The organism is Acinetobacter sp. D009 (assembly GCF_038562025.1).
Lineage (GTDB): Bacteria > Pseudomonadota > Gammaproteobacteria > Pseudomonadales > Moraxellaceae > Acinetobacter > Acinetobacter pittii.
The window spans coordinates 2,338,122-2,364,052 of record NZ_CP151886.1 but is presented as its reverse complement, the minus strand read 5'-3'; the positions used below and the strand labels follow the sequence as shown (position 1 = coordinate 2,364,052).

General features: G+C 38.0%; 27 protein-coding genes. 18 read left to right on the top strand and 9 right to left on the bottom strand.

What is annotated here, in order from left to right:
* The 6 genes from AAC388_RS11230 (at position 1) to AAC388_RS11205 (ending at position 6,186) form a co-directional block, all read left to right on the top strand.
* Positions 1 to 1,539, top strand: a complete 1,539-nt coding sequence (locus AAC388_RS11230) for a 3-hydroxyacyl-CoA dehydrogenase (protein WP_342370622.1) — start codon at positions 1 to 3, stop codon at positions 1,537 to 1,539.
* 12 nt (positions 1,540 to 1,551) lie between these two features.
* Positions 1,552 to 2,760: a 3-oxoadipyl-CoA thiolase gene (pcaF, locus tag AAC388_RS11225; RefSeq protein WP_342370621.1), complete on the top strand. Its 1,209-nt coding sequence runs from the start codon at positions 1,552 to 1,554 to the stop codon at positions 2,758 to 2,760.
* A 40-nt stretch (positions 2,761 to 2,800) separates the two neighbouring features.
* Positions 2,801 to 4,090: a phenylacetate--CoA ligase PaaK gene (gene paaK / locus AAC388_RS11220; RefSeq protein WP_086394641.1), complete on the top strand. Its 1,290-nt coding sequence runs from the start codon at positions 2,801 to 2,803 to the stop codon at positions 4,088 to 4,090.
* Positions 4,091 to 4,143: 53 nt separating this feature from the next.
* Positions 4,144 to 5,109 (top strand): phenylacetic acid degradation operon negative regulatory protein PaaX, encoded by a 966-nt coding sequence (gene paaX / locus AAC388_RS11215; RefSeq protein ID WP_000062822.1) that lies wholly within the window; start codon positions 4,144 to 4,146, stop codon positions 5,107 to 5,109.
* Complete coding sequence (locus AAC388_RS11210) at positions 5,096 to 5,701, top strand: DapH/DapD/GlmU-related protein (RefSeq protein ID WP_069122827.1); 606 nt, start codon at positions 5,096 to 5,098, stop codon at positions 5,699 to 5,701. The genes paaX and AAC388_RS11210 overlap by 14 nt, the downstream gene beginning before the upstream one ends.
* A gap of 77 nt (positions 5,702 to 5,778) precedes the next feature.
* Positions 5,779 to 6,186, top strand: coding sequence for a PaaI family thioesterase (locus AAC388_RS11205; RefSeq protein WP_069122828.1), 408 nt, complete (start codon positions 5,779 to 5,781; stop codon positions 6,184 to 6,186).
* A 14-nt stretch (positions 6,187 to 6,200) separates the two neighbouring features.
* Here the strand turns inward: AAC388_RS11205 and AAC388_RS11200 are convergent, their stop codons facing one another.
* On the bottom strand, positions 6,201 to 6,623 hold the full coding sequence (locus tag AAC388_RS11200; protein WP_063098563.1) for a hypothetical protein: 423 nt from the start codon (positions 6,621 to 6,623) through the stop codon (positions 6,201 to 6,203).
* A gap of 213 nt (positions 6,624 to 6,836) precedes the next feature.
* Here AAC388_RS11200 and AAC388_RS11195 point away from each other — a divergent pair, with 213 nt between their 5' ends.
* Together AAC388_RS11195 and AAC388_RS11190 are read left to right on the top strand one after the other, a co-directional pair.
* Positions 6,837 to 7,625, top strand: a complete 789-nt coding sequence (locus AAC388_RS11195; protein WP_069122831.1) for a suppressor of fused domain protein — start codon at positions 6,837 to 6,839, stop codon at positions 7,623 to 7,625.
* 207 nt (positions 7,626 to 7,832) lie between these two features.
* The gene (locus AAC388_RS11190; protein WP_069122833.1) at positions 7,833 to 8,468 is read left to right on the top strand and encodes a tetratricopeptide repeat protein; all 636 of its coding nucleotides are present in this window, start codon (positions 7,833 to 7,835) and stop codon (positions 8,466 to 8,468) included.
* Positions 8,469 to 8,538: 70 nt separating this feature from the next.
* Here the strand turns inward: AAC388_RS11190 and AAC388_RS11185 are convergent, their stop codons facing one another.
* Positions 8,539 to 8,961 carry a hypothetical protein gene (locus tag AAC388_RS11185; RefSeq protein ID WP_063098566.1) on the bottom strand — a complete coding sequence of 141 codons (423 nt, stop codon included), beginning with the start codon at positions 8,959 to 8,961 and terminating at the stop codon, positions 8,539 to 8,541.
* 61 nt (positions 8,962 to 9,022) lie between these two features.
* Complete coding sequence (locus AAC388_RS11180; RefSeq protein WP_342370620.1) at positions 9,023 to 9,604, bottom strand: histidine phosphatase family protein; 582 nt, start codon at positions 9,602 to 9,604, stop codon at positions 9,023 to 9,025.
* Between the two features lie 261 nt (positions 9,605 to 9,865).
* Between AAC388_RS11180 and AAC388_RS11175 the strand changes: the two genes are divergently transcribed.
* Both AAC388_RS11175 and AAC388_RS11170 read left to right on the top strand, forming a co-directional pair.
* Positions 9,866 to 10,735: an ankyrin repeat domain-containing protein gene (locus AAC388_RS11175; RefSeq protein WP_342370619.1), complete on the top strand. Its 870-nt coding sequence runs from the start codon at positions 9,866 to 9,868 to the stop codon at positions 10,733 to 10,735.
* 8 nt (positions 10,736 to 10,743) lie between these two features.
* Positions 10,744 to 11,127 carry a DUF2750 domain-containing protein gene (locus AAC388_RS11170; RefSeq protein ID WP_063099686.1) on the top strand — a complete coding sequence of 128 codons (384 nt, stop codon included), beginning with the start codon at positions 10,744 to 10,746 and terminating at the stop codon, positions 11,125 to 11,127.
* A gap of 30 nt (positions 11,128 to 11,157) precedes the next feature.
* Here AAC388_RS11170 and AAC388_RS11165 read toward each other — a convergent pair whose 3' ends face one another.
* The 3 genes from AAC388_RS11165 to AAC388_RS11155 form a co-directional block, all read right to left on the bottom strand.
* A complete protein-coding gene (locus tag AAC388_RS11165; protein WP_342370618.1) occupies positions 11,158 to 11,613 on the bottom strand; it encodes a hypothetical protein in 456 nt (151 codons plus the stop codon).
* Between the two features lie 161 nt (positions 11,614 to 11,774).
* Positions 11,775 to 12,041: a hypothetical protein gene (locus AAC388_RS11160; RefSeq protein WP_063099687.1), complete on the bottom strand. Its 267-nt coding sequence runs from the start codon at positions 12,039 to 12,041 to the stop codon at positions 11,775 to 11,777.
* A 132-nt stretch (positions 12,042 to 12,173) separates the two neighbouring features.
* Positions 12,174 to 12,326, bottom strand: a complete 153-nt coding sequence (locus tag AAC388_RS11155; protein ID WP_342370617.1) for a hypothetical protein — start codon at positions 12,324 to 12,326, stop codon at positions 12,174 to 12,176.
* Between the two features lie 386 nt (positions 12,327 to 12,712).
* Here AAC388_RS11155 and AAC388_RS11150 point away from each other — a divergent pair, with 386 nt between their 5' ends.
* Positions 12,713 to 13,282 carry a TetR/AcrR family transcriptional regulator gene (locus AAC388_RS11150; protein ID WP_342370616.1) on the top strand — a complete coding sequence of 190 codons (570 nt, stop codon included), beginning with the start codon at positions 12,713 to 12,715 and terminating at the stop codon, positions 13,280 to 13,282.
* A 69-nt stretch (positions 13,283 to 13,351) separates the two neighbouring features.
* Here the strand turns inward: AAC388_RS11150 and AAC388_RS11145 are convergent, their stop codons facing one another.
* Complete coding sequence (locus AAC388_RS11145; RefSeq protein ID WP_342370615.1) at positions 13,352 to 14,263, bottom strand: LysR family transcriptional regulator; 912 nt, start codon at positions 14,261 to 14,263, stop codon at positions 13,352 to 13,354.
* A 98-nt stretch (positions 14,264 to 14,361) separates the two neighbouring features.
* Here AAC388_RS11145 and AAC388_RS11140 point away from each other — a divergent pair, with 98 nt between their 5' ends.
* Positions 14,362 to 14,958 carry an NAD(P)H-dependent oxidoreductase gene (locus AAC388_RS11140; protein WP_342370614.1) on the top strand — a complete coding sequence of 199 codons (597 nt, stop codon included), beginning with the start codon at positions 14,362 to 14,364 and terminating at the stop codon, positions 14,956 to 14,958.
* Positions 14,959 to 15,014: 56 nt separating this feature from the next.
* On the opposite strand, the gene pobR is transcribed toward AAC388_RS11140, so the two are convergent.
* The gene (pobR, locus tag AAC388_RS11135; RefSeq protein ID WP_342370613.1) at positions 15,015 to 15,830 is read right to left on the bottom strand and encodes an IclR family transcriptional regulator PobR; all 816 of its coding nucleotides are present in this window, start codon (positions 15,828 to 15,830) and stop codon (positions 15,015 to 15,017) included.
* 141 nt (positions 15,831 to 15,971) lie between these two features.
* On the opposite strand from pobR, the gene pobA reads away from it, so the two are divergent.
* Positions 15,972 to 17,186 carry a 4-hydroxybenzoate 3-monooxygenase gene (gene pobA, locus AAC388_RS11130; RefSeq protein WP_002114537.1) on the top strand — a complete coding sequence of 405 codons (1,215 nt, stop codon included), beginning with the start codon at positions 15,972 to 15,974 and terminating at the stop codon, positions 17,184 to 17,186.
* 148 nt (positions 17,187 to 17,334) lie between these two features.
* Here pobA and alr read toward each other — a convergent pair whose 3' ends face one another.
* Positions 17,335 to 18,627 carry an alanine racemase gene (alr, locus tag AAC388_RS11125; RefSeq protein WP_342371578.1) on the bottom strand — a complete coding sequence of 431 codons (1,293 nt, stop codon included), beginning with the start codon at positions 18,625 to 18,627 and terminating at the stop codon, positions 17,335 to 17,337.
* 1,246 nt (positions 18,628 to 19,873) lie between these two features.
* On the opposite strand from alr, the gene AAC388_RS11120 reads away from it, so the two are divergent.
* The 5 genes from AAC388_RS11120 to AAC388_RS11100 all read left to right on the top strand — a co-directional run bounded on the left by AAC388_RS11120 (position 19,874) and on the right by AAC388_RS11100 (position 25,910).
* Entirely contained in the window at positions 19,874 to 20,596 is a 723-nt protein-coding gene (locus tag AAC388_RS11120; RefSeq protein ID WP_068611258.1) for a UTRA domain-containing protein, read from the top strand.
* A 91-nt stretch (positions 20,597 to 20,687) separates the two neighbouring features.
* Entirely contained in the window at positions 20,688 to 21,725 is a 1,038-nt protein-coding gene (locus tag AAC388_RS11115; RefSeq protein WP_342370612.1) for a putative 2-aminoethylphosphonate ABC transporter substrate-binding protein, read from the top strand.
* Positions 21,726 to 21,747: 22 nt separating this feature from the next.
* Positions 21,748 to 22,950: an ATP-binding cassette domain-containing protein gene (locus AAC388_RS11110; RefSeq protein ID WP_342370611.1), complete on the top strand. Its 1,203-nt coding sequence runs from the start codon at positions 21,748 to 21,750 to the stop codon at positions 22,948 to 22,950.
* Positions 22,944 to 24,653, top strand: coding sequence for a putative 2-aminoethylphosphonate ABC transporter permease subunit (locus AAC388_RS11105; RefSeq protein WP_039765611.1), 1,710 nt, complete (start codon positions 22,944 to 22,946; stop codon positions 24,651 to 24,653). The genes AAC388_RS11110 and AAC388_RS11105 overlap by 7 nt, the downstream gene beginning before the upstream one ends.
* A gap of 102 nt (positions 24,654 to 24,755) precedes the next feature.
* Positions 24,756 to 25,910 (top strand): TIGR03364 family FAD-dependent oxidoreductase, encoded by a 1,155-nt coding sequence (locus AAC388_RS11100; protein ID WP_342370610.1) that lies wholly within the window; start codon positions 24,756 to 24,758, stop codon positions 25,908 to 25,910.
* The last annotated feature ends 21 nt before the right edge of the window (positions 25,911 to 25,931 follow it).

The following is a 25,931-nucleotide window of genomic DNA, read 5'->3' as shown; positions in this document are numbered from 1 at the left end:
ATGACAGATTTAGACTTATCTCGTGCCCGAATTGCCGTGATTGGTTCTGGCACCATGGGCATTGGCATTGCCCAGTTAGCCATCGTAAACGGGCACTCGACTGTTTTATATGATTTAGATGCTCAAAAAGCGCAACAAGCCGCTCAAGGCTTAGGGCAGACATTTAAAAAGCTGGTTGAAAAGAACAAGCTTACAAAACAGCAAGCTGATGAAGCCTTAGCGCGTTTAACTGTAGTCAATCAAATTGAAGCTTTAAGAGACGCTGACTTAGTTATTGAAGCGGTCGTTGAGAAAAAAGAAGTTAAACAGTCTTTATTTAAGCAACTCGCTGAAATTTGTAGTGAGAAAACCATTTTTGCAAGTAACACATCTTCAATTTCAGTGACTGCAATTGCGGCGGGCATTGCTCATCCTGAGCGCGTAGTGGGTTTACATTTTTTTAACCCTGCGCCAGTGATGAAACTGGTTGAAATTGTACAAGGCTTAAAAACCCCAAACAGCTTATGTTTGGCTTTAAAAAACTTGATGTTGGGCTGGAAAAAAATTCCTGTACTCACCAAGTCGACCCCCGGATTTATTGTGAACCGAATTGCACGTCCGTTTTATGCAGAAGGCTTTAGAGCATTGCAAGAACAAGTCACCAGCTATGACCAGCTCGACTATGCTTTAAAGCAGTGTGGCGGTTTTGCGATGGGGCCGTGTGAACTTACTGACCTCATTGGGCAAGATGTTAACTTTTCGGTAACCCAAAGTGTTTACCAAGAGTTTTTTTACGAACCACGCTACCGTCCAAGCCTCATTCAAAAAGAATTAGTCGATGCAGGTGCTTGGGGCCGTAAGTCTAAACAGGGCTTTTATCACTATAACGAAAAAAATCAGTACGAGACATTTCAGCCTCAAACTGTGACTGCCAAGCTAATTGATGCACATGTACAGCTAAAAGGAGCTTGGTCTCAGCTACCTGCATGTTTAACGCGTTTAGGTTTAAAAGGCGGATCTGCGAGCGACGACAATATCCTTCAAATTGATGATATCGACTTACGTTTAAGCCAAGGTGAGTCAGCCAATATTCATTACCTGAGCCGTAAAGTGGTTTTAATGGATTGGCACCATGATTTTGCACAGGCAGAGGCTTTGGTACTCAGCCATAACGAACTATGTGAAGCAAGTGATCTGGCTAAAGTTGAGGCTTATTTTGCACAGTTTGGTATCAGTGTGATGTGGATTAAAGACCATCCGGCACTGTTAACCTTACGCACCATCGCTTTACTCATTAATGAAGCCTGCGAAGCAAGTTTACATGGTGTTGCGAGTCTGGAAGATATTGATAATGCCATGAAATATGGAGTGAATTATCCTAAGGGTCCTTACCAGTGGTTGACACAAATGGGCGGTGCTTATGTGCTCCAAACCTTAAATAACTTATATGCACTGTATGGAGAGGAAAAATATCGCGCGAGTATCTACCTCAAGCAATATGTAGCAAAAACTCAAAACATTGCTACTCAATATTCACGTGATATGACCGAATTTGCATAATCAGGAGTCAACATGGAAGACGTTTTAATTTGCGATTTTATTCGTACCCCAATTGGACGATATGCAGGTGCCCTAAGTGCTGTACGTGCAGATGATTTAGCTGCATTGCCCATCAAATATTTAAAAGATAAACACCCGAACTTGCCGTGGAATACGGTAGACGAAGTGTTTTTAGGATGTGCCAACCAAGCAGGTGAAGACAACCGTAACGTTGCACGTATGGCAACACTCTTGGCAGGCTTACCTGATACAGTTCCAGCCATGACCGTCAATCGCTTATGTGCTTCTGGCTTAGATGCGGTAGGACTTGCTGCACGCTCAATCAAAGCAGGTGAAGCGCAGTTTGTGTTGGCAGGTGGTGTTGAGTCGATGAGCCGTGCGCCATTTGTACAAGCTAAACCAACCGAAGCGTTTAGCCGTACCCCTGAAATTTATGACACCACCATTGGTTGGCGCTTTGTAAATAAGCAACTTAAAGCACAATACGGCACAGACAGCATGCCGGAAACTGCGGAAAATGTAGCTGAAAAATATCAGATTAGTCGTGAAGACCAAGATGCGTTTGCATTGCGTAGCCAGCAAAAAACGGCTGCGGCACAACAAAACGGTTTCTTTAACGAAGAGATTTTGCCTGTCGAGATTGTAGACCGTAAGAAAAATGTGAATGTGGTGAATCGCGATGAACATCCGCGTGAAACGACACTTGAAGCGCTCGCAAAACTAAAAGCGCCCTTTAAAAAAGAAGGTGGTTCGGTGACTGCTGGAAATGCCTCTGGTGTAAATGACGGCGCTGCGTGTGTGTTAATTACTAATCGCACATTTGCAGATACACATGGTTTAAAACCTTTAGCACGTGTAATTGGCATTGCAAGTGCAGGGGTTGAACCCAAATATATGGGTATAGGTCCTGTTCCGGCTGTGCAGAAAATTTTAAAGCAAACAGGTTTAACGCTAGATCAGATGGATGTCATTGAGCTGAATGAAGCATTCGCAGCCCAATCTTTAGCTTGTATGCGCGAACTCGGTTTAAAAGATGACGATGAACGGGTTAACCCAAATGGTGGTGCAATTGCACTCGGACATCCGCTCGGTATGAGTGGTACACGTTTGGTGATTACGGCAACACGTGAGCTAAAAAAACGCGGTGGACGCTATGCACTTTGCACGATGTGTGTAGGTGTTGGACAAGGCGTCGCACTGATTTTGGAAAACTTAAATTAATTTAGACGGTTTTAAAAATTACATAATGAGGAGAGAGGCGATGGACAGCCTTACAATGGATAATGTTGAACAATTAACACTTGCAGAGCTTAGAGAGCTGCAAACGAAACGGTTAAAGCAAACCCTGACTTTTGTATATGAAAATAGTCCGGTCTATAAGAAAAAGTTCGATGAAGCAGGTGTACATCCTGATGACTTCGTGACTTTAGACGATTTGGCAAAGTTTCCATTTACCACCAAACAGGATTTAAGAGACAACTATCCTTTTGGAATGTTTGCCGTACCGCAAGAGCAAATTGTACGTTTACATGCATCATCAGGCACAACGGGTAAACCGACTGTGGTGGGTTATACCCAAAAAGATATTAATACTTGGTCGGACATTGTTGCGCGTTGCTTACGCATGGCAGGTTTAACCGCGAAGGATATGGTTCAGGTGGCTTATGGCTATGGACTATTTACAGGTGGACTAGGTGCACATTATGGCGCTGAGCGCTTAGGTGCAACCGTTATTCCAATGTCTGGCGGGCAAACTGAAAAGCAAGTTCAGCTTATTCAAGACTTTAAACCGACTGCAATTATGGTTACGCCATCGTATTGCGTGAGTATTATTGAAAAGCTCGAGCAACAATTTGGTACTGCACGTAATACCTCTTTAAAAGTGGGTATTTTTGGTGCCGAGCCATGGACCAACGAACTGCGCCGTGAAATTGAAGAGCGCTTAAATATTAAAGCGCTCGATATTTATGGCTTGTCTGAGGTGATGGGACCGGGCGTTGCGATGCAGTGCTTAGGTGAGGGTGAGGGATTAACCATTTGGGAAGATCATTTCTACCCAGAAATTATTAACCCTGAAACGGGTGAAGTCTGTAAAGATGGCGAACTTGGCGAGCTAGTCTTTACGACCATTACCAAAGAAGGCTTGCCGATTATTCGTTACCGTACTCGTGATTTGACCCGTTTACTCGCTGGAGAAAATCTGGCAATGCGCAAAATGGATAAAATTGTGGGCCGTAGCGACGACATGCTGATTATTCGCGGCGTGAACGTTTTCCCGACCCAAATTGAAGAGCAAATTTTGCAAGTTCCGCATTTAGTACCGAATTATGAAATTTTGGTGACTAAAAAAGGCCATATGGATACTTTGCATATTCGTACAGAGATGTGTCATAACTGTACTATACAGGCCAATCAACTTGCTCAGGAGTTGATGAAACGCATTAAAACCATGATTGGGATTAGCGTTACTGTAGAGGTTGTGACAGAAGCGACCTTACCTCGTTCGGAAGGTAAGGCAAAGCGGGTAATCGATATGCGTCAGATTGCTTAACATCAAGATCATTCAGGGTATAGAATCTATACCCTGAAACTAAACGCCAAGACATGAGTATGAGTGCAAAAATACAGCAAATAATTGATTCTGTTGTAAAGAATGAAACCTTAAGTGGAACTTCGCTTATTTCGACAATTTTTGGAGATTCAGTACTTCATCGGGGTGGAAACATTAGTCTTGCGAGCCTGATTCAGTTATTAGAGCTGTTTGGTTTTAATGACCGTGCTGTAAGAACCTCTGTTTTTCGTTTAGTTAAAAATGATTGGTTATGTTCGGACAAAATCGGCAGAACCAGTTTTTATCGAATTACAGATTCGAGCCGTTCGACTTATTTGCAGGCCGAGCAACGCATTTATAACGATCAGATGAAAGAGTGGGACCATTATTGGGATCTTATTCTGATGTCTAGCCTCGACACTGAAAATAAAGCGTTGTTAAAGAAAGAACTCGAATGGTTAGGGTTTGCCAATATTTCGACAAACTTAATGGCTTATCCGGGCTGTAACCGTATTGAACTGCAACGCTTGTTGGTTGACTTAAATATGAGTGAGCAAGTGGTGGTGTTTAAAGCCGAAACATTGCAGCTCTTTAATAATTCGGTCGATACCATTGGCCGTATGCTCAGAACCAACTGGCCCATCGATGAATTACGCCAAAGATATTTACAGTTTCTCGATATTTTTAGAGAAATTGGCGTGTTGCTGATGCAGGAAAACGAACAACTCGAACCTGTTCAGGCCTTTCAAATTCGAACTTTGCTGATTCATTATTATCGACGGATTTTGTTGAAAGACCCAGCACTACCGCTTGAATTGTTGCCAACTGACTGGCCCGCGATTAGTGCACGAACGTTATCAATGAATATTTATAAAAAAGTATTTGAACCTGCCGATGAATACTTCTTGTCTGTTGCTGCAACAGCAGAAGGGCCTATGCCAAATGCCACAGCACACTATTGGCGCCGTTTCGGAGGTTTGGTTGCGACAAATGAGAGGTTAAATCATGCCTTGTTATAGTATTGATGGTGTTATTCCAGTCGTTAGCCCAGAGGCTTTTGTACACCCAACCGCTGTTTTAATTGGTGATGTGATTATTGAAGCGGGCGTATATGTGGGGCCATTTGCTTCATTGCGTGCCGATTTTGGTCGTATCCATATTAAGCAAAATGCCAATATACAAGATAGCTGCACCGTACATGGCTTTCCGCAAAGCGTGACTTTAGTTGAGGAAATGGGTCACATAGGGCATGGCACAACTTTACATGGCTGCCGCATTGGAAAAAATGTTTTGGTCGGCATGAACAGCGTAATTTTGGACTATGCCGAAATTGGTGAAAACACCATTATTGGCGCAAATAGTCTGGTTAAAACCAAAGATATTATTCCGGCAAATGTATTGGCAATGGGCAGTCCTGCCAAAGTTGCACGCGATTTATCAGAACAAGAAAAAAAATGGAAAACTAGAGGCACGCAAGAATACATGGAGCTTGCACAGCGCTGCTTAAATTCAATGCAAGAAGTTCAGCCTTTAAGCTCAGAGTTGGGTGACCGCCTGACCTATAAGGACTTTAGCTCTTCAAACTATCAGATTAAACAAGATAGTGTTTAACGGCTTTCAATAAATCGATTTCAATACAGATAGATTCATAACACTTAAGGAATACTCGCACGAGTAGGGAGACGTTTGTGCAAAATATGGAAACTACAGCGGTTGATCAATTCGCAGAGCTATTGGGTGTACAAGTGCTGCATCGCAGTTTTGATGAAGCGCGTTGCCAGCTTAATGTAAAAGACGAGCACATGAATGCCTTGGGCGGCGTGCATGGTGGTGTCATATTTTCTTTAGCCGATATCGCTTTTGCGATGGCTTGTAATGCAGGGGATGCGCCATATACTGGCTTACAGGCAGATATTCGCTATATGAGCGGTGCGAAGGATAGGGTGTTATTTGCAACGGCAACCAAGGTCGGAAGTAGTAAAAAATTCGCGCATTATGAAGTGTTAATAACAGACGGTTTGAATAATAGAGTCGCTTTATTTACATCTACGTGTTACAGACTTTTGCGCCGTGATAGGCGATTGTTTGCTGGTTAGAGATTTAAAGATAACTAGCCAGTACAAAACCAACGTTCGAAGTTTCCATCTTTATCATAAATTTTGTGAGCTAATGCATAAGGGCACTGTATTAAGAAGTACCATCCTATGTAATTATTTACCTCATCCATCTTATTGATAGCATCACTGCCGATCCAGACTTGTTTTAACTGCTTAATTTGTTCTTCTGCTGATCCAGTTAGCAATTCGCCATCTCTAGATGGGTCTTCAAAGTTTAGATTATAAAATAGAGAAATATCACCACTTTCTAATAAGGTTTTTAAAGCCATGAAGAATGCTGTATCTTGGTCATATTCGAGCATAATCGTTGGATAAATTTCTTTGAGAAAGTTACCCGATAAATAGAATAAATCATCTAAACCCTCCTTAAACTCATACTCATGAAAGGTTTTTAGAATTAATTCTAGTTGATTCATTAAAATTTATGCTCCGTGATTTTAAGAAAATATAAAACTAACATAGAAGCTTCTGCTAAATCCCTAAAAACAGCTTATAACCACTATAATGATTTTAATTTATCCCCTTTATGATTTTCTATAAATTTCATTATATTAAATAGATTCTTTTTGCTTTATCTATCATTGACTAATAAAATAATAAAACTAGAAAATGCTAAAAGAAATTTTTAAATGCTTAATAAATTAAAGAAGTTAATAGGACTTGTCGGCTTAACATCACTTTCTACAGTAAGTTGCGCTCAACAAGATCAAGAAGCTGTCTGGCAAAATGTATACAACACTAGAACTCAATATTATGAAGAAAATATAGGTAAATTACCGGATGATATTCTAAAAATAGCTCACATGGCTGGTGTTTGGCCTGGTGGTGGTTTATATGTAATTCCAGCGGATAAAATTGGCAAAGATATTACTGTTTATTCTACCTTTGGACTTACAAACTCTGATATGCCAGCTCAAGCAACTGTTTCGGATGTAAAAGTTGAGAAAGATAATTTAGGGCGAGTTGTTTCAAGTTCAGCAAATATAAAATCAAAAACACAAACCGCGGCTCTCCCTGGTGCAGCAGGTTATGGATATGAATTAATATTAATGACTAAAGATAAAAATGCTGAATGGCCACTTTGGTTTTTACAATGGGCAGTACAAGCTGAATTGTTAAATGATGCAGGCTTTCTCAAAAGAGTTGAAAAGTATAATGGATTGACTGTAGAAGCCATATCAGTTGGAGAAAATGAGAATGACAAAATTAATGTCTTAATCACCAAAGCCCAAAAACCTCTACCTCATGGTACACAACTTCCAAATGGGAAAATGGAGTTTCTAGTCGCAATAGTTATTACGGATGAAGAAATGAAATGGTCTATGAAAAATGGACGAAATGAATTAGCTAGTAAGCTCATGGAAGCAGGGGTTGGTCAACTCAGTGATCGAAATAGACCATCTGTCATAGGTCATTAATTTTTAGACTTAGCCACTTTATGTGAAATAACCATATATGCCCAAATAAAAGCAGCCTATTATCAGTATGCTGCTTTTATTTTATCTAGTTCCCTCGACTTAAATCATCTTTTTAACTCTATTGTGCTTATGTTTTATAGAACATTGAATTATATTTAATAGCTAAATTTACTTATATTTAATTATTTTTTAATTTAAGGGTTCAGAGTGGCTTTTGTATCTGTAAAAGAAGTAGCTGATAAAGCACAGCATTTTAGTGTCCACGAACAAATGATTATAGGGATTAATTATTGTTTAGGATTAAATGGACATGAACAAGACATTAATGAGGGGCGAGCATGGTTGTGGATAGCAGCTACATATTATCGGTCTTTTATTGCTCAGTATAATTGGGCTTTAACATGGACAAGTAAGCCTTGTTATAAAGTTGAAAAAGATATTTCTTTAGAAGAATTACAAATGTTGGCAAATGAAAATAATTTGGCAGCGATTTACATGCTAGGTGTTCATTTCAGAGAACCTGATCCTATATTAGCTATTGAATACTATCAAAAGGCGGCAAAAGAAAATTTTTATCCAGCAATAAATAATTTAGCTGATATATATGAAAACGGCTCTGGTGTTGAACAGAACATTAATAAAGCTGTTGAACTTTATAACATTGCTGCTGAACAAGGTATTGCTGCTGCTGAGTGGAGTTTAGGATTGCTTTATTTCAATGGAGATCTTGTGGATCAAAACATTCCATTAGCTCAATATTGGTTGCAAAAAGCAGAAGCAAATGGATGGTTTCCAGCGCAGGATCTTTTGATTTCTATCGATGAAAATTATCAAAAAATTTAAGTCTATAAATTCAGATTATTTTCTCCTTGGGTATTTCGCCTAGTACCTGTTAAGTTGAAAGGAAAACTTATCAGGTACTCAACTTATAACCAAAATGATTAAGGCATACGTTAATTCCATTAAGTGAGTAGTCCGTACAACCTTTATGAATGCACTTGTTTTCTGAAAAGCCTTCATGAGCTAAAACAACTAAGAATTGCTTAATACTGTTTATTCGATTTTGGCTTAATGTTTGGTTCACATTTGCAAGTTTAATTCCAAAAATAGGTGCTGTCGGTGTATCTGGATAGCATTCAAAATACCATGTTTGCTCACACTCAGAGCAGACATAATAAAACTCACTATAGTCAAATTTTGGGCGAGTTTCTTCGCATGGAGCCTCTTCAATGATGTAGTGAGGGAACCTATTTTTCATTTCATAGTTATTGCTGAAAATATTTGAAAAGCTGTCAGGGCATACAAAAAATTCACCGACATTTTGACATTCACACATAAATTTTGTTCTTTAACGTTTTTATAAAAGACTGAATAGAGCTTATATGAAATTTATCAGTTCAATAAGTAAAAACCTGAGTGTTTCTAATTGGCTGATAGATCAGATTGTATCTAAATTGCTGCATTAAATCTTTTGAAATTGGTTGAGGTTGTTGTATTTGCATCATCAAAAGCTGTAAAAACTGTCCATGGCTAAATACAGCCAAATTCTTTTGAACATAATTTTCAGCTAATACCTTTAACTTCTCATGAAAAGCCTGTACCCGCATATATAGATTTTCAAAAGACTCTGCATCATCGGCATCTTTGTGCTGATAATCCATTTTCTTCCAGTAAGCATTTACCCAAGCTTTACGGTCATCCATATTAGTATTGGCACACTTGCGTTCAGACAAATAGGTAAACTCATGCAAATTCTCATCTACTTCAAAAGTGAGATTATATTTTTCCAATAGTGGGGCGGCGGTTTGATGTGTGCGTAAATATTGAGACACAATCACATGATCAATTTTAGGCAGTTTTAAACACAGTGCTTGAGCTTGTTTATGCCCATTTTCACTTAAAGCAATTGAAGCATGCGAAAGGGTTTTTCCATTGATATTGGCTTCACTTTCAGCATGTCTGATGAGAAAAATACTCATATTAATTCCGCTTAACTCTTTGGTTCGATGGATCTAACCTAAAGATTGTCAGTACTTTAATCTTTTTAAGATATGCCAGTAACTTAATAATACGTAGAATAAAAAGATAATTAATAGGCTATAGATTTCTTAAGATTTTAACTCAATTATTTTATACTAAATTAAAATTTATGATATTTACTCAAGCATATGAATCCGATAATAGACAAAATTTTAAGAAAATTAGACAGTTTAAAGATCACCGAAGACGTTTTCTTTATTATGAATAAAACTATTCATTTAAGGTATGCAAGAATTTATGAAACAGATAAAAAAGAATTCAAAAATCTAGAAGCTCCTGAGAACTTTTTTCTTGAACTGTACAATCTTATGGATAGCGATGAATTAGATTCAGGGATTTATAGTTATTATTCAATTGATAAAAAAATAATCCATCATACTAATTATAATCCTGAATTATTTTGGGATGCAGCAATGGAATTAATCTTATATCAAACTTATGGGGTGAGTCCAGTTGATCTAGAAAGAAAAACTCAACTAGGGGAAAGTCTTCAGCAAGAAAAAATAAAGAAAACGCTTGTCTATGCCTGCTACTTAAATTTAAGGAATGAGATAGATTTTTTGCTTACTAAGAAAGTTAGTAAAAGTGAATTAAATAGGAATCTAAAAGGCATTGGAACGCCTTTAGGGCTGAGTATTCAGCAGAATAATTTTGATTTAGCCACGAAATTATTGGCACTAGGTGCAGATCCAAAGAAAAAATCATTTGTATATACACCACTTGAATTGGCATTTAGATATTCTGATGAAATGGTATGGTATTTTTTTGATCACTACAAAGAGTATTTTATTAATACAATAAAGCAAAAGGGCTTAGCTATTGCTGGACTTAATCAGAATATTGAAATTTATAAGTTATTGATAGACTTAGGATGTGATCCATTAGGTAAAGACCCTGCTTTTCCAATGCCGCATGTTTTTGTAGATTATAATAACTTGCACGGATTGCAATTTTTGGCTAAATATGGCGTAGATATGAATTATAAAAATAAATATAAAGAAACAGCATTTGAAAGAGCAAAGAAGCAAGAGAAAACTGAGTTGATAAATTTTTTAATTGGGTTTCAGTGATAAAAATTATGAGAATTAGTCAAAAGCAAATAGATGCTGTAATTGCATTAGAAGGTACTAAAAGATATAAGCATTTCATAAAAGTTATTGCTGATACGCAAGAAGTTTGGGGCTTATATAAGGATGGATGGGCGTTAGCTGGAACAGAGGATAATCAAAAAGTATTTCCAGTGTGGCCCGCTAAAGAGTATGCCGAGTTATGTGCCGAAAATGAATGGGTAGGGTATGAAGCTGAGCCATTTCCTCTAGATGACTTTATGAATGAATTGTTACCTACATTAAAAGATGATGAAGTGTTAATAGGTATTTTTTATACTCCTTTAGACAATGGGGTAACTCCAGAGATAGGGCAGGTACTAAAGGATTTAGAATTTGAATTAGAAAATTATTAGAAAAATACGACCAAGTTGCCTTAAATGAAGCTAATTTTTAAGATCATTTAAAAAGATAGGCCATATATCTTCTGGTTCTAATTTAGAAATACCTTCTAAAGCCAAATATAATTCATCATCATAATAATTTATGAAGTTGTATAAATCTTCATCGTCAGCATATCTGGATATTTCTAGTAATATTGCAAACAAATTAGAGATTAATTCTATTGAATATTTGCTAGATGATAGTGTCTCTACATGTTTCTTTAATACTTCACAAAGAATTTTTCTCTTAAGAGTAGACTCTATGTTGCACTGGGCAATACTAATCTTATTAAAATAATCTAAGACTTCTTTATCTTTAGAGAAAAAACAAATTTCTAAAGCTAATAAGTCTGCTGGATTTTTATCTAATTTATCTATAGCCCAGTTTTGAATATCTTTAGCAGATTTTAAGTTTAATGTTAATTCCAGTTTGAGCTGAAATTTTTCTGCATCACTCATTTCATACTATTCACTTCATTTAGAATTAATAGAATATACCTTATGCAAACAGTCTGTCATAGGTCGGCTGCTTTTATTTATACCCCTTGCCAAGTGTTGATAAATACTTATTAAAACAATATAGCTAACTTTCTATTTTTAAAGAAATTCGCCAATATAATTTATTTATTCCAATAAATATTAAACACTTCTTTAATGCCTTTTTCATCCTCCATGTATTTATCAGGAGATATCTTTAGTCCAACACCACTTAAATATATTACTGCTTTCCAAAGAAGCTCTTCGTCAATGGGAGGATCAAAAAGTAAGTCTTGGTTATCCAGTGCATTCATTCTTTTTCTTGCCCATTCTTCAGCATCGTCTCGGCTGATTTTATGGTTTAACAGATCATTGAATATTTTTTGTACATCTAATAAAGATATTTTCATTTCATCGTTTTCCATTCTTTTATATTCTATATTTATCCACCTAAACTAATATATCTATATAAAATTCACCTCTCTATAACGCCCCAACTTAACAATAACCCACCTATTATTTAGCCTTACTTTTCTAATGATTTAATTTAAAACAAATGGCATTTTGTGTGCTTGACTGCAATAAGGTTGAGCACTATTCTTTGCCTGCTGGCCTACATTGCCAGACGGTCGTCGCGGACCGATTACAACAGCATCAGAATTATTCCTTTCTGAGGGATAATTTTGTGTGAGCATCTCCTCGTCTCCTCCCGTAGCGGTAGGACGGGAGAGGGACACCTTCGGGTGTGCTGGTTGTTGTACCAGTCCGCGAACCCTTTCTCGTTCTGCCACCATAATTTAAATGTCGGCAGAACTCCCCATAAAAAGGAGTTGGCTTTGCACATCCATTATTTCTTGGCTCTCGAAGCCAAAAGCTATAACGACACAGCTTAAAAATTAAAGCAGCTTGATCGCCCTAAGGTTTCAGGCTTAAAGTCATTTTTATTTAAAACTTAGTAACAACAAAACTTGAGATGTGCCAAGCACAGTCTTTACGGCTTTGCTGTGCCTTTTTTTCTCCCAAAAAGGGCACAGGTTTTTTATCTCATTTAGAAACAACAAGAATTTATAACGGTAAAACTATGCCAAAGTTAGTGCTTTCTTCCCGTGCCATACAAGTCATCAACAAGTCGATTGATTTATTTCATCATCGTGGCTTTCATACCGTTGGGGTAGATCGAATCGTCAAAGAATGTGAAATTACCAAAGCGACTTTTTATAACTTCTTTCATTCAAAAGAACGGTTTATTGAAATCTGCTTGATCGTCCAGAAAGAACGATTAAAAGAAAAAGTGGTCTCAATTGTTGAGTATGCCCAAGACACAAGCGCGGCCGATAAACTCAAACAGCTTTATTTCTTACATACCGATGTAGAGGGGATGTACTACCTATTATTTAAAGCCATGTTCGAAACGAAACTGACCTATCCAAAAGCCTATATCACCGCAGTGAGATATCGCACATGGCTGCTGAATGAAATTTATAGCCAGCTTATAAAACTAAAAACCGATGCGACTTTTCAGGACGCAAAACTATTTTTATATATAGTGGAGGGCACAATTATTCAGCTTTTAAGCTCAGATGGGACAATTGATCGGGAAAAGGTGCTGGATTGTTTCCTTAATGCGAATAAGGCGGTCAATGCATTTTAATATAAGCAATAAACATTGGCTTTGAATATTTAAAAAGGCTTTGTTCAAGTGGACGAGGCCTTTTTTATTTTAAGCTTGTTTGTTCAGTTCAGGTGGTAAATGCTGCGCCAAATAATCTATTGCAAGGCGGGTTTTGAGTGGCATAAAAGGCAGCGTAGGCCATACCAAATGAATTGGAAAAGCAATGCTCGACATGGTTTCTAACACTTGTACGAGCTTACCTTCCTGTAATTCATTTTGAATGAGCCAGTCGGGTAGCCAAGCGATACCAGCTCCAGCAAGCGCTGCATTTTTAATGGCTTGTAAGTCATTTAAAAGAAGTTTTGCTTTGGGCTTAATAAAGAAAGGCTCGCTATTTTCTTTTTGAAGTCGCCATTTTTGCATTTGACCAAAATGCGGATCGGCAATCGTGGCGTGCTGGTCTAAGTCTTCAATATTTTCTAGGGAACTTGCTTCATTTAAATAGTCAGGTGAGGCACAAAGTAGCATTCGATGCTCACCAATCGGTTTGGCAACGAGCTGAGTGGTGTCAGGTAACGCTCCGATGCGGATGCATAAATCAAAACCTTCTTCGACCAAGTCTACAGTTCGATCATTAAATGAAATTTCTAGCTGTAAGTCCGCATGCTGCTGAGCAAATTTAACCATGAGCGGGGTAGCAAAGAGTTGCCCGAACAGCACTGGCACAGACATTCGTAAACGGCCTGTTGCATTAATTTTCCCTTGGTCTAATAAAGCCGCTGCATTTTGTATTTCACTTAACGCTCGGCGGCTATGCTCATAAAACAAAGCACCTTCGTCAGTCATGCTGAGTGAACGTGTTGTTCTTTTAAATAGAACTACACCAAGCTGTTCTTCAAGCCGAGCAATATTTTTACTTATGGCTGAGCGAGTTAAATGCAATTGCTCGGCAGCTTTTACAAAACTTCCAGCTTCAACCACAGTCACAAATATAGAAATTGCACTTAGCTCATGTTGCATGATTGTTGCCTAAAAGGAACCAATTAAAAGAAATAATATCACCACTGTTGAATTTATTGTGGAGTTAATATGGCTTCATCAAAAACGTGGAGACGGTTATGGCTAAAATATTGGTATTAAAATCCAGCATTATGGGTGAGGGTTCACAAACCAATCGCCTAATCGATATCATGCTTGAACATCGAAAAGACCAAGGTTTGCAAGATGACATCACCATACGCAATTTAGCTGAAATGAATCTGCCTGTATTAGATTTAGAAATCTTTCAGGCGCTTCGTGGGGCTGAAAATATAAATCAAGACATTCAGCAAATTGTTGCTTTGTCGGACGAATTAATTGCTGAATTAAAAAGTGCTGATTTATTGGTGATAGGCGCACCCATGTATAACTTAAATGTGCCGACTCAACTCAAAAACTGGTTTGACTTGGTGGCACGCGCAAGACAAACATTCCGCTACACCGAAACTTACCCTCAAGGCTTGGTTGAAGGGGTAAAAGCGGTGGTGGTAAGTAGTCGGGGCGGTATCCATGTTGGCCAAGAAACTGAGGCAGTCACGCCTTATCTCAAAGCTGTGTTAGGGCTAATGGGCATTCATGATGTCGATTTTATCTATGCAGAAGGCTTAGACATGCAGGCATATCGTAGCAATGCATTAGATCTGGCAAACCAGCAAGTCAAAGAATTCGCCATTTAAAATCATGAGCTGAAACTCTTGTATCTCTAATTGATGACAAGAGTTTCTAAGACGATTTAAATCACATTTCTAAGCTCATTTGCCGTGTTGCGCAGCAATGGCAAAATTTGCTGAACCAAATAGTCTTCTTGTACTCGGTTGGTTTGAGACATGCAGTTAAGCGCTGCTATGGCTTGACCTTGGGCGTTAAATACGGGCACTGCAATCGCAATCACGCCAAGCTCATGTTCTTCTTTCGAAAGACAATAATCCGATAACGAAATACCCTTAAGCACTTCAAAAAACTTTGACTCATCTACTATGGTAAATGGCGTTAAGCGTTTTAAACCATAATTTTTTACCCATGCGTGTTGAGCTTCTTCGGGTAGTGCTGCCAGCAATACTTTACCTGTAGACGTAGCATGGGCCGGGAGTCGGTTTCCTAAATGCATGCCGTAAGGGCTTACACGTAAATTATCTTGCTGCGGTAAATAACTACGGGCAATCGGTACCACTTCGTTATCGTCTAACACCACAATTGAGAAAGTCAGAGATGTCTGCACGCACAAAAGATTTAAAAATGACTGAGCAACTTTAGGCAGATGAGCAGAGCTTAAATAAGAACTTGAAAAGCGCAACACGCGATGCGTGAGCCAAAAGTAATGTTCATCAGTTTCTAAATAGCCTAAGTATTTTAAAGTTTTAAGATAACGCCTTGCTGCTGTACGGCTAATACCGGTTCGCTCAGCCACTTGAGTGACATTGAGCCGTTGCCGATCTGTTCCAAAAGCTTCGAGTAAAGCTAAGCCTCTTGCTAAGCCTGCAATGTAGTCTTCTTGACGAATTTTCTCATGCGAGTTTGGGTGCTCTAAAAAAGCATCGAGAGAAGGCATCCTTTCATTCCTGTTATTTTGGTTGTTTCTGTCCGCTATTCGGACAAACTAAATGATAAACGGTTATTTTCGTCTTGGATACATAGTGCACAAAACTTAAAGCCAGTAATTTAAAAGTCAGGATGAAACAAGGATGAAGTTATGGATATTTTAAAGACACAGGTTGCAATTATTGGATCTGGACCAGCAGGGTTATTGCTGGGGCAACTTCTATATAAAGCTGGCATCGATCATATTATTGTTGAGCAACGTAGTGCTGAATATGTGGCTTCACGGATTCGTGCAGGAATTTTAGAGCAAGTTTCAGTCGACTTACTGAAACAAGCAGGTGTTGACCAAAATTTAAAAGACAAAGGATTACCGCATTCGGGCATTGAAATCTTAACCAACGGTGAATTGCATCGCGTTGATTTGGCTGCACTCACGGGTGGCAAACAAGTAACCGTATATGGTCAGACCGAAGTGACTAAAGATTTAATGACTGCGCGTGAAGCAGAGCAGCTCACTTCATTTTATGAAGCTCAAAATGTACAAGTAAAAGATTTTTACACTGCACCAAAAGTTGAGTTTGAATACCAAGGTAAAGCCTTTCAAATTCAGTGTGACTTTATTGCTGGTTGTGATGGCTACCATGGTGTCTGCCGTGCCAGCGTGCCAGAAGATAAAATTAAAACCTTTGAAAAAGTTTATCCGTTTGGATGGTTAGGAGTGTTGGCCGATGTGCCACCTGTAGCCGATGAACTCATTTATGTACAGTCAGAGCGTGGATTTGCTTTATGTAGTATGCGCTCAGAAACACGTAGCCGTTATTATTTACAAGTCCCTTTAACAGATCACGTCGAAGATTGGTCGGATGAAAAGTTCTGGGATGAGTTAAAAAACCGTCTAGACCCTGAAAGTCGTGAAAAGTTAGTCACAGGACCTTCTATTGAAAAAAGTATCGCGCCGTTACGCAGCTTTGTGACCGAACCAATGCGTTTCGGAAAACTATTCTTAGCTGGCGATGCTGCGCATATTGTTCCACCGACAGGAGCAAAAGGCCTCAATCTCGCGGCTTCTGATATTGCTTATTTATCAAGTGCGCTAGTTGAATATTATGTCGAAGGTTCCGAGCAAGGTATAAATGAATACTCAGAAAAATGCCTACAACGTGTATGGAAAGCGGAGCGTTTTTCTTGGTGGATGACTCATTTATTGCATCGTTTTGAAACTGAAAGTGAGTTTGATCACAAGATTAAACAAGCCGAGTTAAGTTATGTGCTTGGCTCGATTGCAGGTAAAACCACATTGGCCGAAAACTATGTCGGTTTGCCTTATGAGATTAAGCAAATTGATAGTTTTAAGCACGCAAGCTAAAGACTAAGTAAAAAATAAAAAGGGCATGCAAATGTCCTTTTTTTTTATAAAAACTAGCTGGAATAAGATCGCTTAAAAGATGTGATTCGGCTAAAAGTAGCCCCAATACTATTCAAAATACAGGGCTACCTATCAATTCACCTAAATTTTAGTTGGTGTTTGCCGTAACTTTATTATTGGTTAATATCACTTGTTGCTGAGATTGAAGGGGTTTAATCACTTGTGGATTAGAGTTACTCCAAGGGATATAGGCTTCTGTCAAAATATGGCCTGTAAGGCTGGTTAAATCACTCGTTTTAACTTCTGCATTGCCTTGATGACCAAATAATACAACTTCATCACCTGCTTTGGCCTCTGGAATATCTGTTACATCAACCATAACAGTATTCATTGATACTCGACCCACCACTGGCGCTTTTTGTCCATTTATTAATACAAAAGCCTTATTACTAAAACTACGACGGTAGCCATCCGAATAACCTACAGGAAGGTTTGCAAGTTTAGAGTCACGTTTTAAAGTATAGGTTTGGTCATAACCTACAGTTGAATCTTTCAGGTAATTATTAACCGCGGCAATTTGTGTTTTAAATGCCATCATGCCTTTAAATTCAGGGTGATTAGGAAAATCACCATATATAATTGCACCTGCACGAACCATATCTAAATGTGATTCAGGAACGTTTACAGTAGCAAATGAATTAGCTGTATGTAATGTTAATTCTTTACGATTCAGTTTGGCTTTTTTAATCAACCATGCGGTTTGTTCATTAAATTGCGCCAGACGCTCACGGACAAATTTTTCATCTTCTACGGCATAGTGGGTCATAATGCCATCAATTTTAAGATGGGGAAGTTTGGTGATCGCAACAGCTTGTTCTTTGCCTAGAGCCGTAGCCATTTCAAGACCATTACGGTCCATACCGCCTGAATTTAAAGCCAAGCTGTAATGAACAGTTGTATTGTTCGCTTCTGCCCATTTAGACATACGAGCAGCTTGGTCATAATTACCTAAAAGCTCTTCAATATTTAACGCCTGTGCATTGATAATTTCACTATCTGTGGCGGTACGTAAACGTGTAATTTTGCCTTTATAGCCATGCTTACGCACCATAGCCGCTTCAGCATTACTGGTAATGCCAATACAAGATACGTTTAACTTCATAACACTTGGCATAAGTAGATCAATACTATGGCCGTATGCGTTAGCTTTCATGACTATACAAAGTTGAGTTTTGCCATTAAGTAACTGATTTGTCCTTTTAATATTATCTTCAAAAGCTTGAGTATCAATTTCTATCCATGCATTTGCTGTAGGAGCAGGGCTTACTTCATTTGTAACATGGGGAGTAAGTAAGGGAGCTGCATGAGCAAATTGCACCGAACCGAATAATATTAATGCACAGCTATAAGCGAGATGAGAAAATTTTGTTTTAAGTTTTATGAGTTTTTTAATCTTTCCTGGCTGAATATAATTTAACGCTGGGTGGATTTTTATGGTTAAGTACTAAAATATAATTGATTTAAAATGTTACACGATTTGGTTGTAATAATACTTTCTCCTTAAAATATTATGGTCGCTATTAAGTAAAGTTTAATTTTGCTTAAACTAAATTGAAAAAATACAAATCTAATTTCAATTAATCTTAATTAAATCTAAATATACATTCATAAAAAAACAAGAAGAAAAATTATTATAATTTCTTGAATGTTATTTTTTTAATCTATTTATTGGTGCTGTTTTTAATAAAATTTTTTAAAATATAACATTTGGTAAATAATTAACTTTATTATTACAAAAGATTTTTTTATTTTTTTAAATACATTGGATTATGATTTTTATCAGTTGGTAAAATATAAAAAATGGTAAAATAAATAGCCGTAATTTTATTCAATAGAACATAAAAAATTAAAATTACTATATTTTTCATAATCTTATTTATTGTTTTATTAAAGCTGTTTTAAAATTTTGGATTATGTCATGTCAATTTTTAAGCATCTAATGTCATGTTTAATAGTTTTTAATAAGTTAATTTAAATTTTATAAATAAAATATTAATTAGATTGAATGAATAATTGGATGGTATTTAACCGCAAGTTTTTAGTTTTTGTTTTGTTCAATAAATGAGCTAGTATGTCTTATATTCTTTTTTTAATTGGATTTATTGTTTAAGGTTTTAGTGGAATTAAAATTTTATGTTTGTTTTGAGGTTGAGTAATTTTCTTAATATTTTAGTTTTTATTAAATGATAATTTTGTATTAAGACTTTATAAATATAAGATGATGAGTGTATTTTTTTATTGCTTAGGATGATTTGGGTTTTTCTTGATCATGTTATTCTAATTCTACAAGAATGTAATATAGGAGGCGTGATATTGATTTTTAGTGCAAACCGTCAATTCCTGTGTAAGAGTCCGTACAGAAATATGAATTTTTATCTTAAAAAATGTCTAACTAAATATGATGTAATGGCTATGCGATGCCGATTTTCTTGATGAACAAATGAGCTAAGGAAAGTTTTCAGAAGCTATTGTAGGCGTGAACACTCGATTTTTTTTATGAAAAAATGAATTGGAAAAAGCGGGGAATAGGACGCGTTTTGCTTAAAAGATCAGCATTAATAAAAGCTTTTGTCATATTTTTTCAGTATATTGCTATTAATTTCTTTATTTATAAATTCTAAGTTTGTATGGAACAGGACCAAGCTCGCATACCTAAATATATTCCTATCCGCGATGCAATTGCCCACGATATTGAATCTGGCGTATTAAAAGCCCACGCAAAACTCCCTTCGGAAAGGGTGCTTTCGGAACAATTCCAAACCACTCGAGTGGCTGCACGTGAAGCTTTGCTGGCTTTGGAAACCGATGGTTTGATTTATCGACTAGACCGCCGTGGTTGGTATGTTCGTTCTCCTCGTATTATTTATCACCCGCAATCGACAAAAAACTTTAATCAGTTTGTGATTGAACAAGGCTATGAACCTTCGACAGAAGTGATTTCGAGTGAACTGACACAGGCCACTTCTTGGGATGCCAAGCATTTAAAAGTTGAAAAAGGGCATCCGATTTATTCAGTTTGGCGACGTCGTTGTATTAATGGTCGACCTGTTTTGGTGGAGCATTTACGTGTTAACGCCGAGTTTTTCCCTGAGTTTTTAACTCATGATCTTAAGCAATCGATTACTTTACTGATGGCAAAACAATATGACTGCCATATCACTAGAGCCGACATTAATCTGTATCCAACCGCTTTATCGGAACAGCAGGCCAAAGCACTGCATGTCAATGTGGGCGCACTGGGTTTATATATTCGTCGTAGTAATAGAAATGAAGAAGGCGTGATTACCGATGTTGACCAAGAATATTGGCTACATGATGTTTTAGATTTACATTTCGAAGCGCGAGCATAAAAATATAATCTGGTTTAAACCAGATTAATTAAACTGTCATATAAAGCTGTTGAAATACGATCATCAAATAATTGCATTCGATGGTTTGCAGATGAAACAGTATGTTCAACAGACAATCAAACTCGGCACTGCATCAGTTTTAGGTGTAGTGGTCGCTATTCAAATGGGATGTTCATCAGCAACATCAAAAAACTCAGAAGAAATTACAGTCTATACGGCAGTGGAAGCCGACCAGCTCAAACAGTACCAAGAGGAATTACACAAAGCCTATCCAGAGCTAAAAGTAAAATGGGTACGTGATTCAACAGGGGTGATCACCGCTAAACTTTTGGCAGAGCAGAAAAACCCACAAGCGGATGTGGTTTTTGGTGTGGCTTTAACCAGTTTACTGGTCATGGAAAAGAAAGACATGCTTGAGCCTTTCAAACCTGAAGGTGTTCAAAATTTAAAACCAGAATTTGTAAGTCAAAAACCTGTACCGACTTGGACGGGTATGGATGCATGGGAATCTGCAATTTGTGTCAATAAAGTCGAATTAGAAAAGCGTAAATTACCGATTCCAAAAACTTGGAAAGATTTAACCAACCCGATTTATAAAAACCTGATTGTGATGCCAAATCCGGCTTCGAGTGGTACAGGCTATTTAGATGTCACAGCTTGGATGCAAATTTGGGGTGAAAAGCAGGCATGGGACTATATGCAGGCTTTAGATAAAAACATTTCACAATATCCTCATTCGGGCTCAAAACCTTGCAAGATGGCAGCACAGGGTGAAATTCCAATTGGTGTTTCTTTTGGTTATCCGGCATTTAAATTAAAAGCAGAGGGTGCACCTTTAGAAGTAGTTTATCCAACTGAAGGTTTAGGCTGGGAAATGGAAGCCTCAGCAATTGTGAAAGGAACCAAGAAATTAAGCAGCGCACAAAAATTTATAAATTGGTCGGTAAGCAAAGCGGCAAACGAAGCCTATGCCCATAACTTTTCAATGGTGGCCTACAAAGGCATTGAAAATACCACTATGGACTTCCCGAAAAACCTTTCTCAAATGCTCGTAAAGAATGATTTTTATTGGGCGGCTGAGCAGCGTGAACGTATTTTGGCTGAATGGTCAAAGCGTTTTGAAAAGTGATCTTTTGGATAAGGGCCTCATTATGCAAATACCTTCGTCATTGCAATCATCGCTGCTAGATCAAAACCAAAAGGGCGAGTTAGCAGGGCATTTATTGTCGACCTTAACGACCTATAAATATCCTGAACATGGCCCTTCGGTTTTAGAAGTGGTGGATATTCAAAAGAAGTTCCAATACTTTCAGGCCCTAACGCATATTAATTTAGACCTGAAAGCTGGCGAGTTCGTGAGCTTTTTGGGACCTTCTGGATGCGGTAAAACCACTTTGCTACGCATAATTGCGGGTCTAGAAAAACCTGATTATGGAAAAGTCATAAAAAAGGGTACAGATATTACGTTGTTAAGTGCTGAAAAGCGTCACTGTGGCATTGTGTTTCAGAACTATGCGTTATTTCCAAACTTAAACGTTGAAGAAAATATTGCTTTCGGCTTAGATAAAAGAAAGTGGGATAAGGTACAGCGTAGCCAACGGGTTCAACAGTTATTGGAACTAATTGAACTACCCGATATTGCTAAAAAATATCCAAACCAATTGTCGGGCGGTCAGCAGCAACGTGTTGCGCTTGCTCGTGCAATTGCACCGAATCCAGATATTTTACTGCTGGATGAACCCTTGTCTGCACTCGATGCTCAGGTACGTCTAAACCTAAGACAAAAGATCCGTTCGATTCAATCGCAGCTTAATTTGCCAACCATTATGGTCACACATGATCAAGAAGAAGCATTAAGCATTTCTGACCGTGTGGTTGTCATGAATCATGGCGTCATTGAGCAAATTGATACGCCGCACAATATTTATTACAAGCCACAAACCCAATTCGTTGCCAAGTTTATTGGCACCATGAACTTTTTGGCAGCCACTTGTTCGGTAGTTAATCAGCTCGAGGTTTTAGGTTTTATTGCTCTAAATTTGGAACAGCAAAAACTTAAAGCTGGGGAAAATTACAGCATTGGTTTTAGACCCGAAGCAGTCGAGTTAGTTGATGATTTTGGTAGTGATAAAGAATCGTTGTATTTGCCAGTTAAAGTAATAAGCACTGAATTTTTAGGCGCAAAACGTCGTTTGTTTTGCACTATTCATATCGATGGAATTGAGCAGGCAAAACACCTGTTGCAAATTGAAATTGAAAATACCAAGTTCAAATCTTTGCAAGAACTCATGTTTATAAAAGTGCCTAATCAGCTCATTCATGTCTTTGACGAACAAGGATACGCACTATGTTAAATGAAGCTGCTTCAGCGGTTTTAAAAACACAGCCGCGTCGAAAAACTGAATATTCATTAAGATCAAATATTGCTTTGGCTATGGTCGCAATCGCTTTGACTTTAGCGATTATTGCTCCTTTAATAATGCTGTTCGAAACTGCATTTTTTGATGAAAATCAAAATTTTGTTGGTCTTGAAAATTTTTATCATTATTTTGCAAGCCCAGCTTTACTCAGCTCTGTATTTAACTCGGTGTGGGTTGCTTGTGCTGCTACTGTCATTACAGTATTTCTTGCCAGTATTTATGCTTTTGCACTCACCAATGTAAATATAAAAGGTAAAGGCTTCTTTAAATTGGTGGCTTTTTTACCGATTTTAGCGCCATCACTTTTGCCTTCTTTGGCATTGGTTTATTTATTTGGTAAGCAAGGTGTGTTTAAACCTTTGCTGGGCGATATACAAATTTATGGTCCAATCGGTATTTTAATCAGCTACTGCTTTTGGCTATTTCCAGCAATTTTGATGTTGATGATGGTGTCTTTTCGCAGTGTCGATCAGCGTTTAATTGAGGCGTCTTTGTCGCTCGGTAAAAATATCTGGAAGACGCATTATCACGTCACATTACCTGCAATTCGCTATGGGCTTATTAGTGCAAGTCTGGTGGCTTTTATTTATGTACTGACCGATTTTGGGATTCCAAAAGTCATTGGCGGTTCATTTAACATGATGGCGCTTGATGTCTATAAACAGATTATTGGTCAGCAAAATATGAGCATGGGTGCAGTGATTTCCATCTTATTGTTGTTACCAGCAGTTTTTGTATTCATTTGCGATCGTATTCAAAGCAAACGCCATGCACGGTTTCAAGCTTTTCAGGCTAAACCTTATGTTTCAGCATCGAATAAAAAACTTGAAGTCGTTCTGAGCTTATTTTGTGGTTTAGTTTCAGGTGCGATTTTACTGATTATCTTTACGGCAGTGCTGGCTTCATTCATTCAGTCTTGGCCTTATGATTTGTCTTTGACCTTAGCACATTACAGTTTTGAATATGTCGATGGCGGCGGTTGGGCAGCGTACTTTAACTCGGTTCGCATGGCACTCTTTAGTACGGTTTTTGGAACAGCACTCATTTTTATGGTGGCACTATTAACCGAACGTTTTAAGGCACATCCACTCATTAAAAATTATGTACAGGCTTTAGTTTTATTACCCCTTGCTGTGCCTGGGTTGGTGCTAGGTATTGCTTATATTTTGTTTTTTAACCAGCAAAGTAATCCGTTAAATGTGCTGTATGGAACTATGACCATTTTGGTGATTTCAACCATCGTGCACTATTACACCGTCCCACACCTGACTTTAACCAATGCCATTAAACAGATTCCGCTACAGCTCGATCAGGCAGCACAAACTCTAGGAACATCGAAGTGGAAAACCTTTTGGAAAGTATATTTGCCCATGTGTTTTCCAGCGCTATGTGATGTGTCGGTCTATGTTTTTGTGAATGCCATGACCACTGTGTCGGCTGCCATTTTCCTCTATTCACCAGACACCAGTTTAGCGGCGGTAGCCGTTTTAAATATGGATGATGCGGGAGACACGGTTGCTGCTGTTGCCATGAGCATTCTAATTTTAACCACCTCATGTGTTGTAAAACTCATTCACTGGTTATTTACCCGAAAAATTATGGCAAGAAGTCAGCAATGGCGTGAAAGCGCTCACTAAGTTTTAGGTAAACACAATTTTTATTTAACCGACTGAAATGAAAATGCTTTGTTCAACAAGGCAAGGGTTTATTCATCCTAAATTTCGCAAATTGGAAGTCTTATGAATAACGCACAGTTTGATTTAATTGTTGTCGGAGCCGGTATTTTAGGTCTATCCGCTGCCATACAGGCACAAGAGCAAGGTTTAAAAGTCTGTATCTTCGAGAAAAATGCCAAACCAGTGGGGGCAACTCGTCGTAATTTCGGCATGGTCGGAACTTCGACATTAACCCATCCAGAGCAACAGTGGCGAAAGTACGCGCTTGAAACGCGTTCTTTTTATCAGCGTATTCAAGCTGAAACCGATATTTCGTTTGCTCAACGACAAGGTGTTTATCTCGCAAACACTGCACTTGAATGGCAGGTTTTAAATGAGTTTGCCGAGCGTGCAAGTAACTATCAAATACCTGTGCATTTACGAAGTCATGATGAACTGGTCACCCAATTTTCTTATTTAAATCCTTCGCAGCATTTTCAAGGTGGTTTGGTTTTTGAAGAAGATTATTCGGTCGAACCGCATGTGATTGGGCAGCGACTATTGGCATATGCCGAAAGAAACGGTGTAGAGATTTATACCAATGCTTGTGTCGTTCAAACCCAATATCAACATGAAATTTGTCAGGTTCGCTTGGCAAGTGGCGAGGTATATCGGGCAAATAAAGTTTTGATCTGCCACGGTGAAATCATCGATGTTTTATATCCAGATCTCTTACGAAGCTTGAATCTGAAACGTTGTGGCTTACAAATGGCACTGACTCAACGGTTTCACCAAAAATTAAATGCTTCTCTTTATTCAGGCTTATCTATTTCACGTTATCCGGCTTTTGAAATTTGCCCAAGTCATGCGGAGTTGGTTAAAGCGTCACAACAAGGTTTCATTAAAGAATTCGGTATTCATATTCTGATTAAACAAAACGAATTTGGCGAACTCATCGTAGGTGATAGCCACGAATATCATTCGATTAATGAAGCGCCTCAGTTCGAGCAGCGTGAAGAGATTAATGAATTTATTCAAGCTTACTGCCATGAAAAATTAGGGCTGACTTTACCTCCAATTCAAAAACGTTGGAATGGTTATTACCTGACTCATGAAGATGAGTTGGCCTGTGTCACTGAAGCCGAAAAAAATATCTTTCTGGTGAGTGCAATTGCTGGCAAAGGTATGACCACAGGGGCCGGATTTATGAAAGAAATATTAGAAGAAAATATTTACTAGTTTGTCATCTGGTTTAAACCA

Bases quoted from the DNA above. Each gene is read 5' to 3' on its own strand.
- AAC388_RS11230 (WP_342370622.1), top strand. From the start codon at position 1: ATGACAGATTTAGACTTATCTCGTGCCCGAATTGCCGTGATTGGTTCT.
- pcaF (WP_342370621.1), top strand. From the start codon at position 1,552: ATGGAAGACGTTTTAATTTGCGATTTTATTCGTACCCCAATTGGACGA.
- paaK (WP_086394641.1), top strand. From the start codon at position 2,801: ATGGACAGCCTTACAATGGATAATGTTGAACAATTAACACTTGCAGAG.
- paaX (WP_000062822.1), top strand. From the start codon at position 4,144: ATGAGTATGAGTGCAAAAATACAGCAAATAATTGATTCTGTTGTAAAG.
- AAC388_RS11210 (WP_069122827.1), top strand. From the start codon at position 5,096: ATGCCTTGTTATAGTATTGATGGTGTTATTCCAGTCGTTAGCCCAGAG.
- AAC388_RS11200 (WP_063098563.1), bottom strand. From the start codon at position 6,623: ATGAATCAACTAGAATTAATTCTAAAAACCTTTCATGAGTATGAGTTT.
- AAC388_RS11195 (WP_069122831.1), top strand. From the start codon at position 6,837: ATGCTTAATAAATTAAAGAAGTTAATAGGACTTGTCGGCTTAACATCA.
- AAC388_RS11185 (WP_063098566.1), bottom strand. From the start codon at position 8,961: ATGTGTGAATGTCAAAATGTCGGTGAATTTTTTGTATGCCCTGACAGC.
- AAC388_RS11180 (WP_342370620.1), bottom strand. From the start codon at position 9,604: ATGAGTATTTTTCTCATCAGACATGCTGAAAGTGAAGCCAATATCAAT.
- AAC388_RS11175 (WP_342370619.1), top strand. From the start codon at position 9,866: ATGAATAAAACTATTCATTTAAGGTATGCAAGAATTTATGAAACAGAT.
- AAC388_RS11170 (WP_063099686.1), top strand. From the start codon at position 10,744: ATGAGAATTAGTCAAAAGCAAATAGATGCTGTAATTGCATTAGAAGGT.
- AAC388_RS11165 (WP_342370618.1), bottom strand. From the start codon at position 11,613: ATGAGTGATGCAGAAAAATTTCAGCTCAAACTGGAATTAACATTAAAC.
- AAC388_RS11160 (WP_063099687.1), bottom strand. From the start codon at position 12,041: ATGAAAATATCTTTATTAGATGTACAAAAAATATTCAATGATCTGTTA.
- AAC388_RS11155 (WP_342370617.1), bottom strand. From the start codon at position 12,326: ATGCTCACACAAAATTATCCCTCAGAAAGGAATAATTCTGATGCTGTT.
- AAC388_RS11150 (WP_342370616.1), top strand. From the start codon at position 12,713: ATGCCAAAGTTAGTGCTTTCTTCCCGTGCCATACAAGTCATCAACAAG.
- AAC388_RS11145 (WP_342370615.1), bottom strand. From the start codon at position 14,263: ATGCAACATGAGCTAAGTGCAATTTCTATATTTGTGACTGTGGTTGAA.
- AAC388_RS11140 (WP_342370614.1), top strand. From the start codon at position 14,362: ATGGCTAAAATATTGGTATTAAAATCCAGCATTATGGGTGAGGGTTCA.
- pobR (WP_342370613.1), bottom strand. From the start codon at position 15,830: ATGCCTTCTCTCGATGCTTTTTTAGAGCACCCAAACTCGCATGAGAAA.
- pobA (WP_002114537.1), top strand. From the start codon at position 15,972: ATGGATATTTTAAAGACACAGGTTGCAATTATTGGATCTGGACCAGCA.
- AAC388_RS11120 (WP_068611258.1), top strand. From the start codon at position 19,874: ATGGAACAGGACCAAGCTCGCATACCTAAATATATTCCTATCCGCGAT.
- AAC388_RS11115 (WP_342370612.1), top strand. From the start codon at position 20,688: ATGAAACAGTATGTTCAACAGACAATCAAACTCGGCACTGCATCAGTT.
- AAC388_RS11110 (WP_342370611.1), top strand. From the start codon at position 21,748: ATGCAAATACCTTCGTCATTGCAATCATCGCTGCTAGATCAAAACCAA.
- AAC388_RS11105 (WP_039765611.1), top strand. From the start codon at position 22,944: ATGTTAAATGAAGCTGCTTCAGCGGTTTTAAAAACACAGCCGCGTCGA.
- AAC388_RS11100 (WP_342370610.1), top strand. From the start codon at position 24,756: ATGAATAACGCACAGTTTGATTTAATTGTTGTCGGAGCCGGTATTTTA.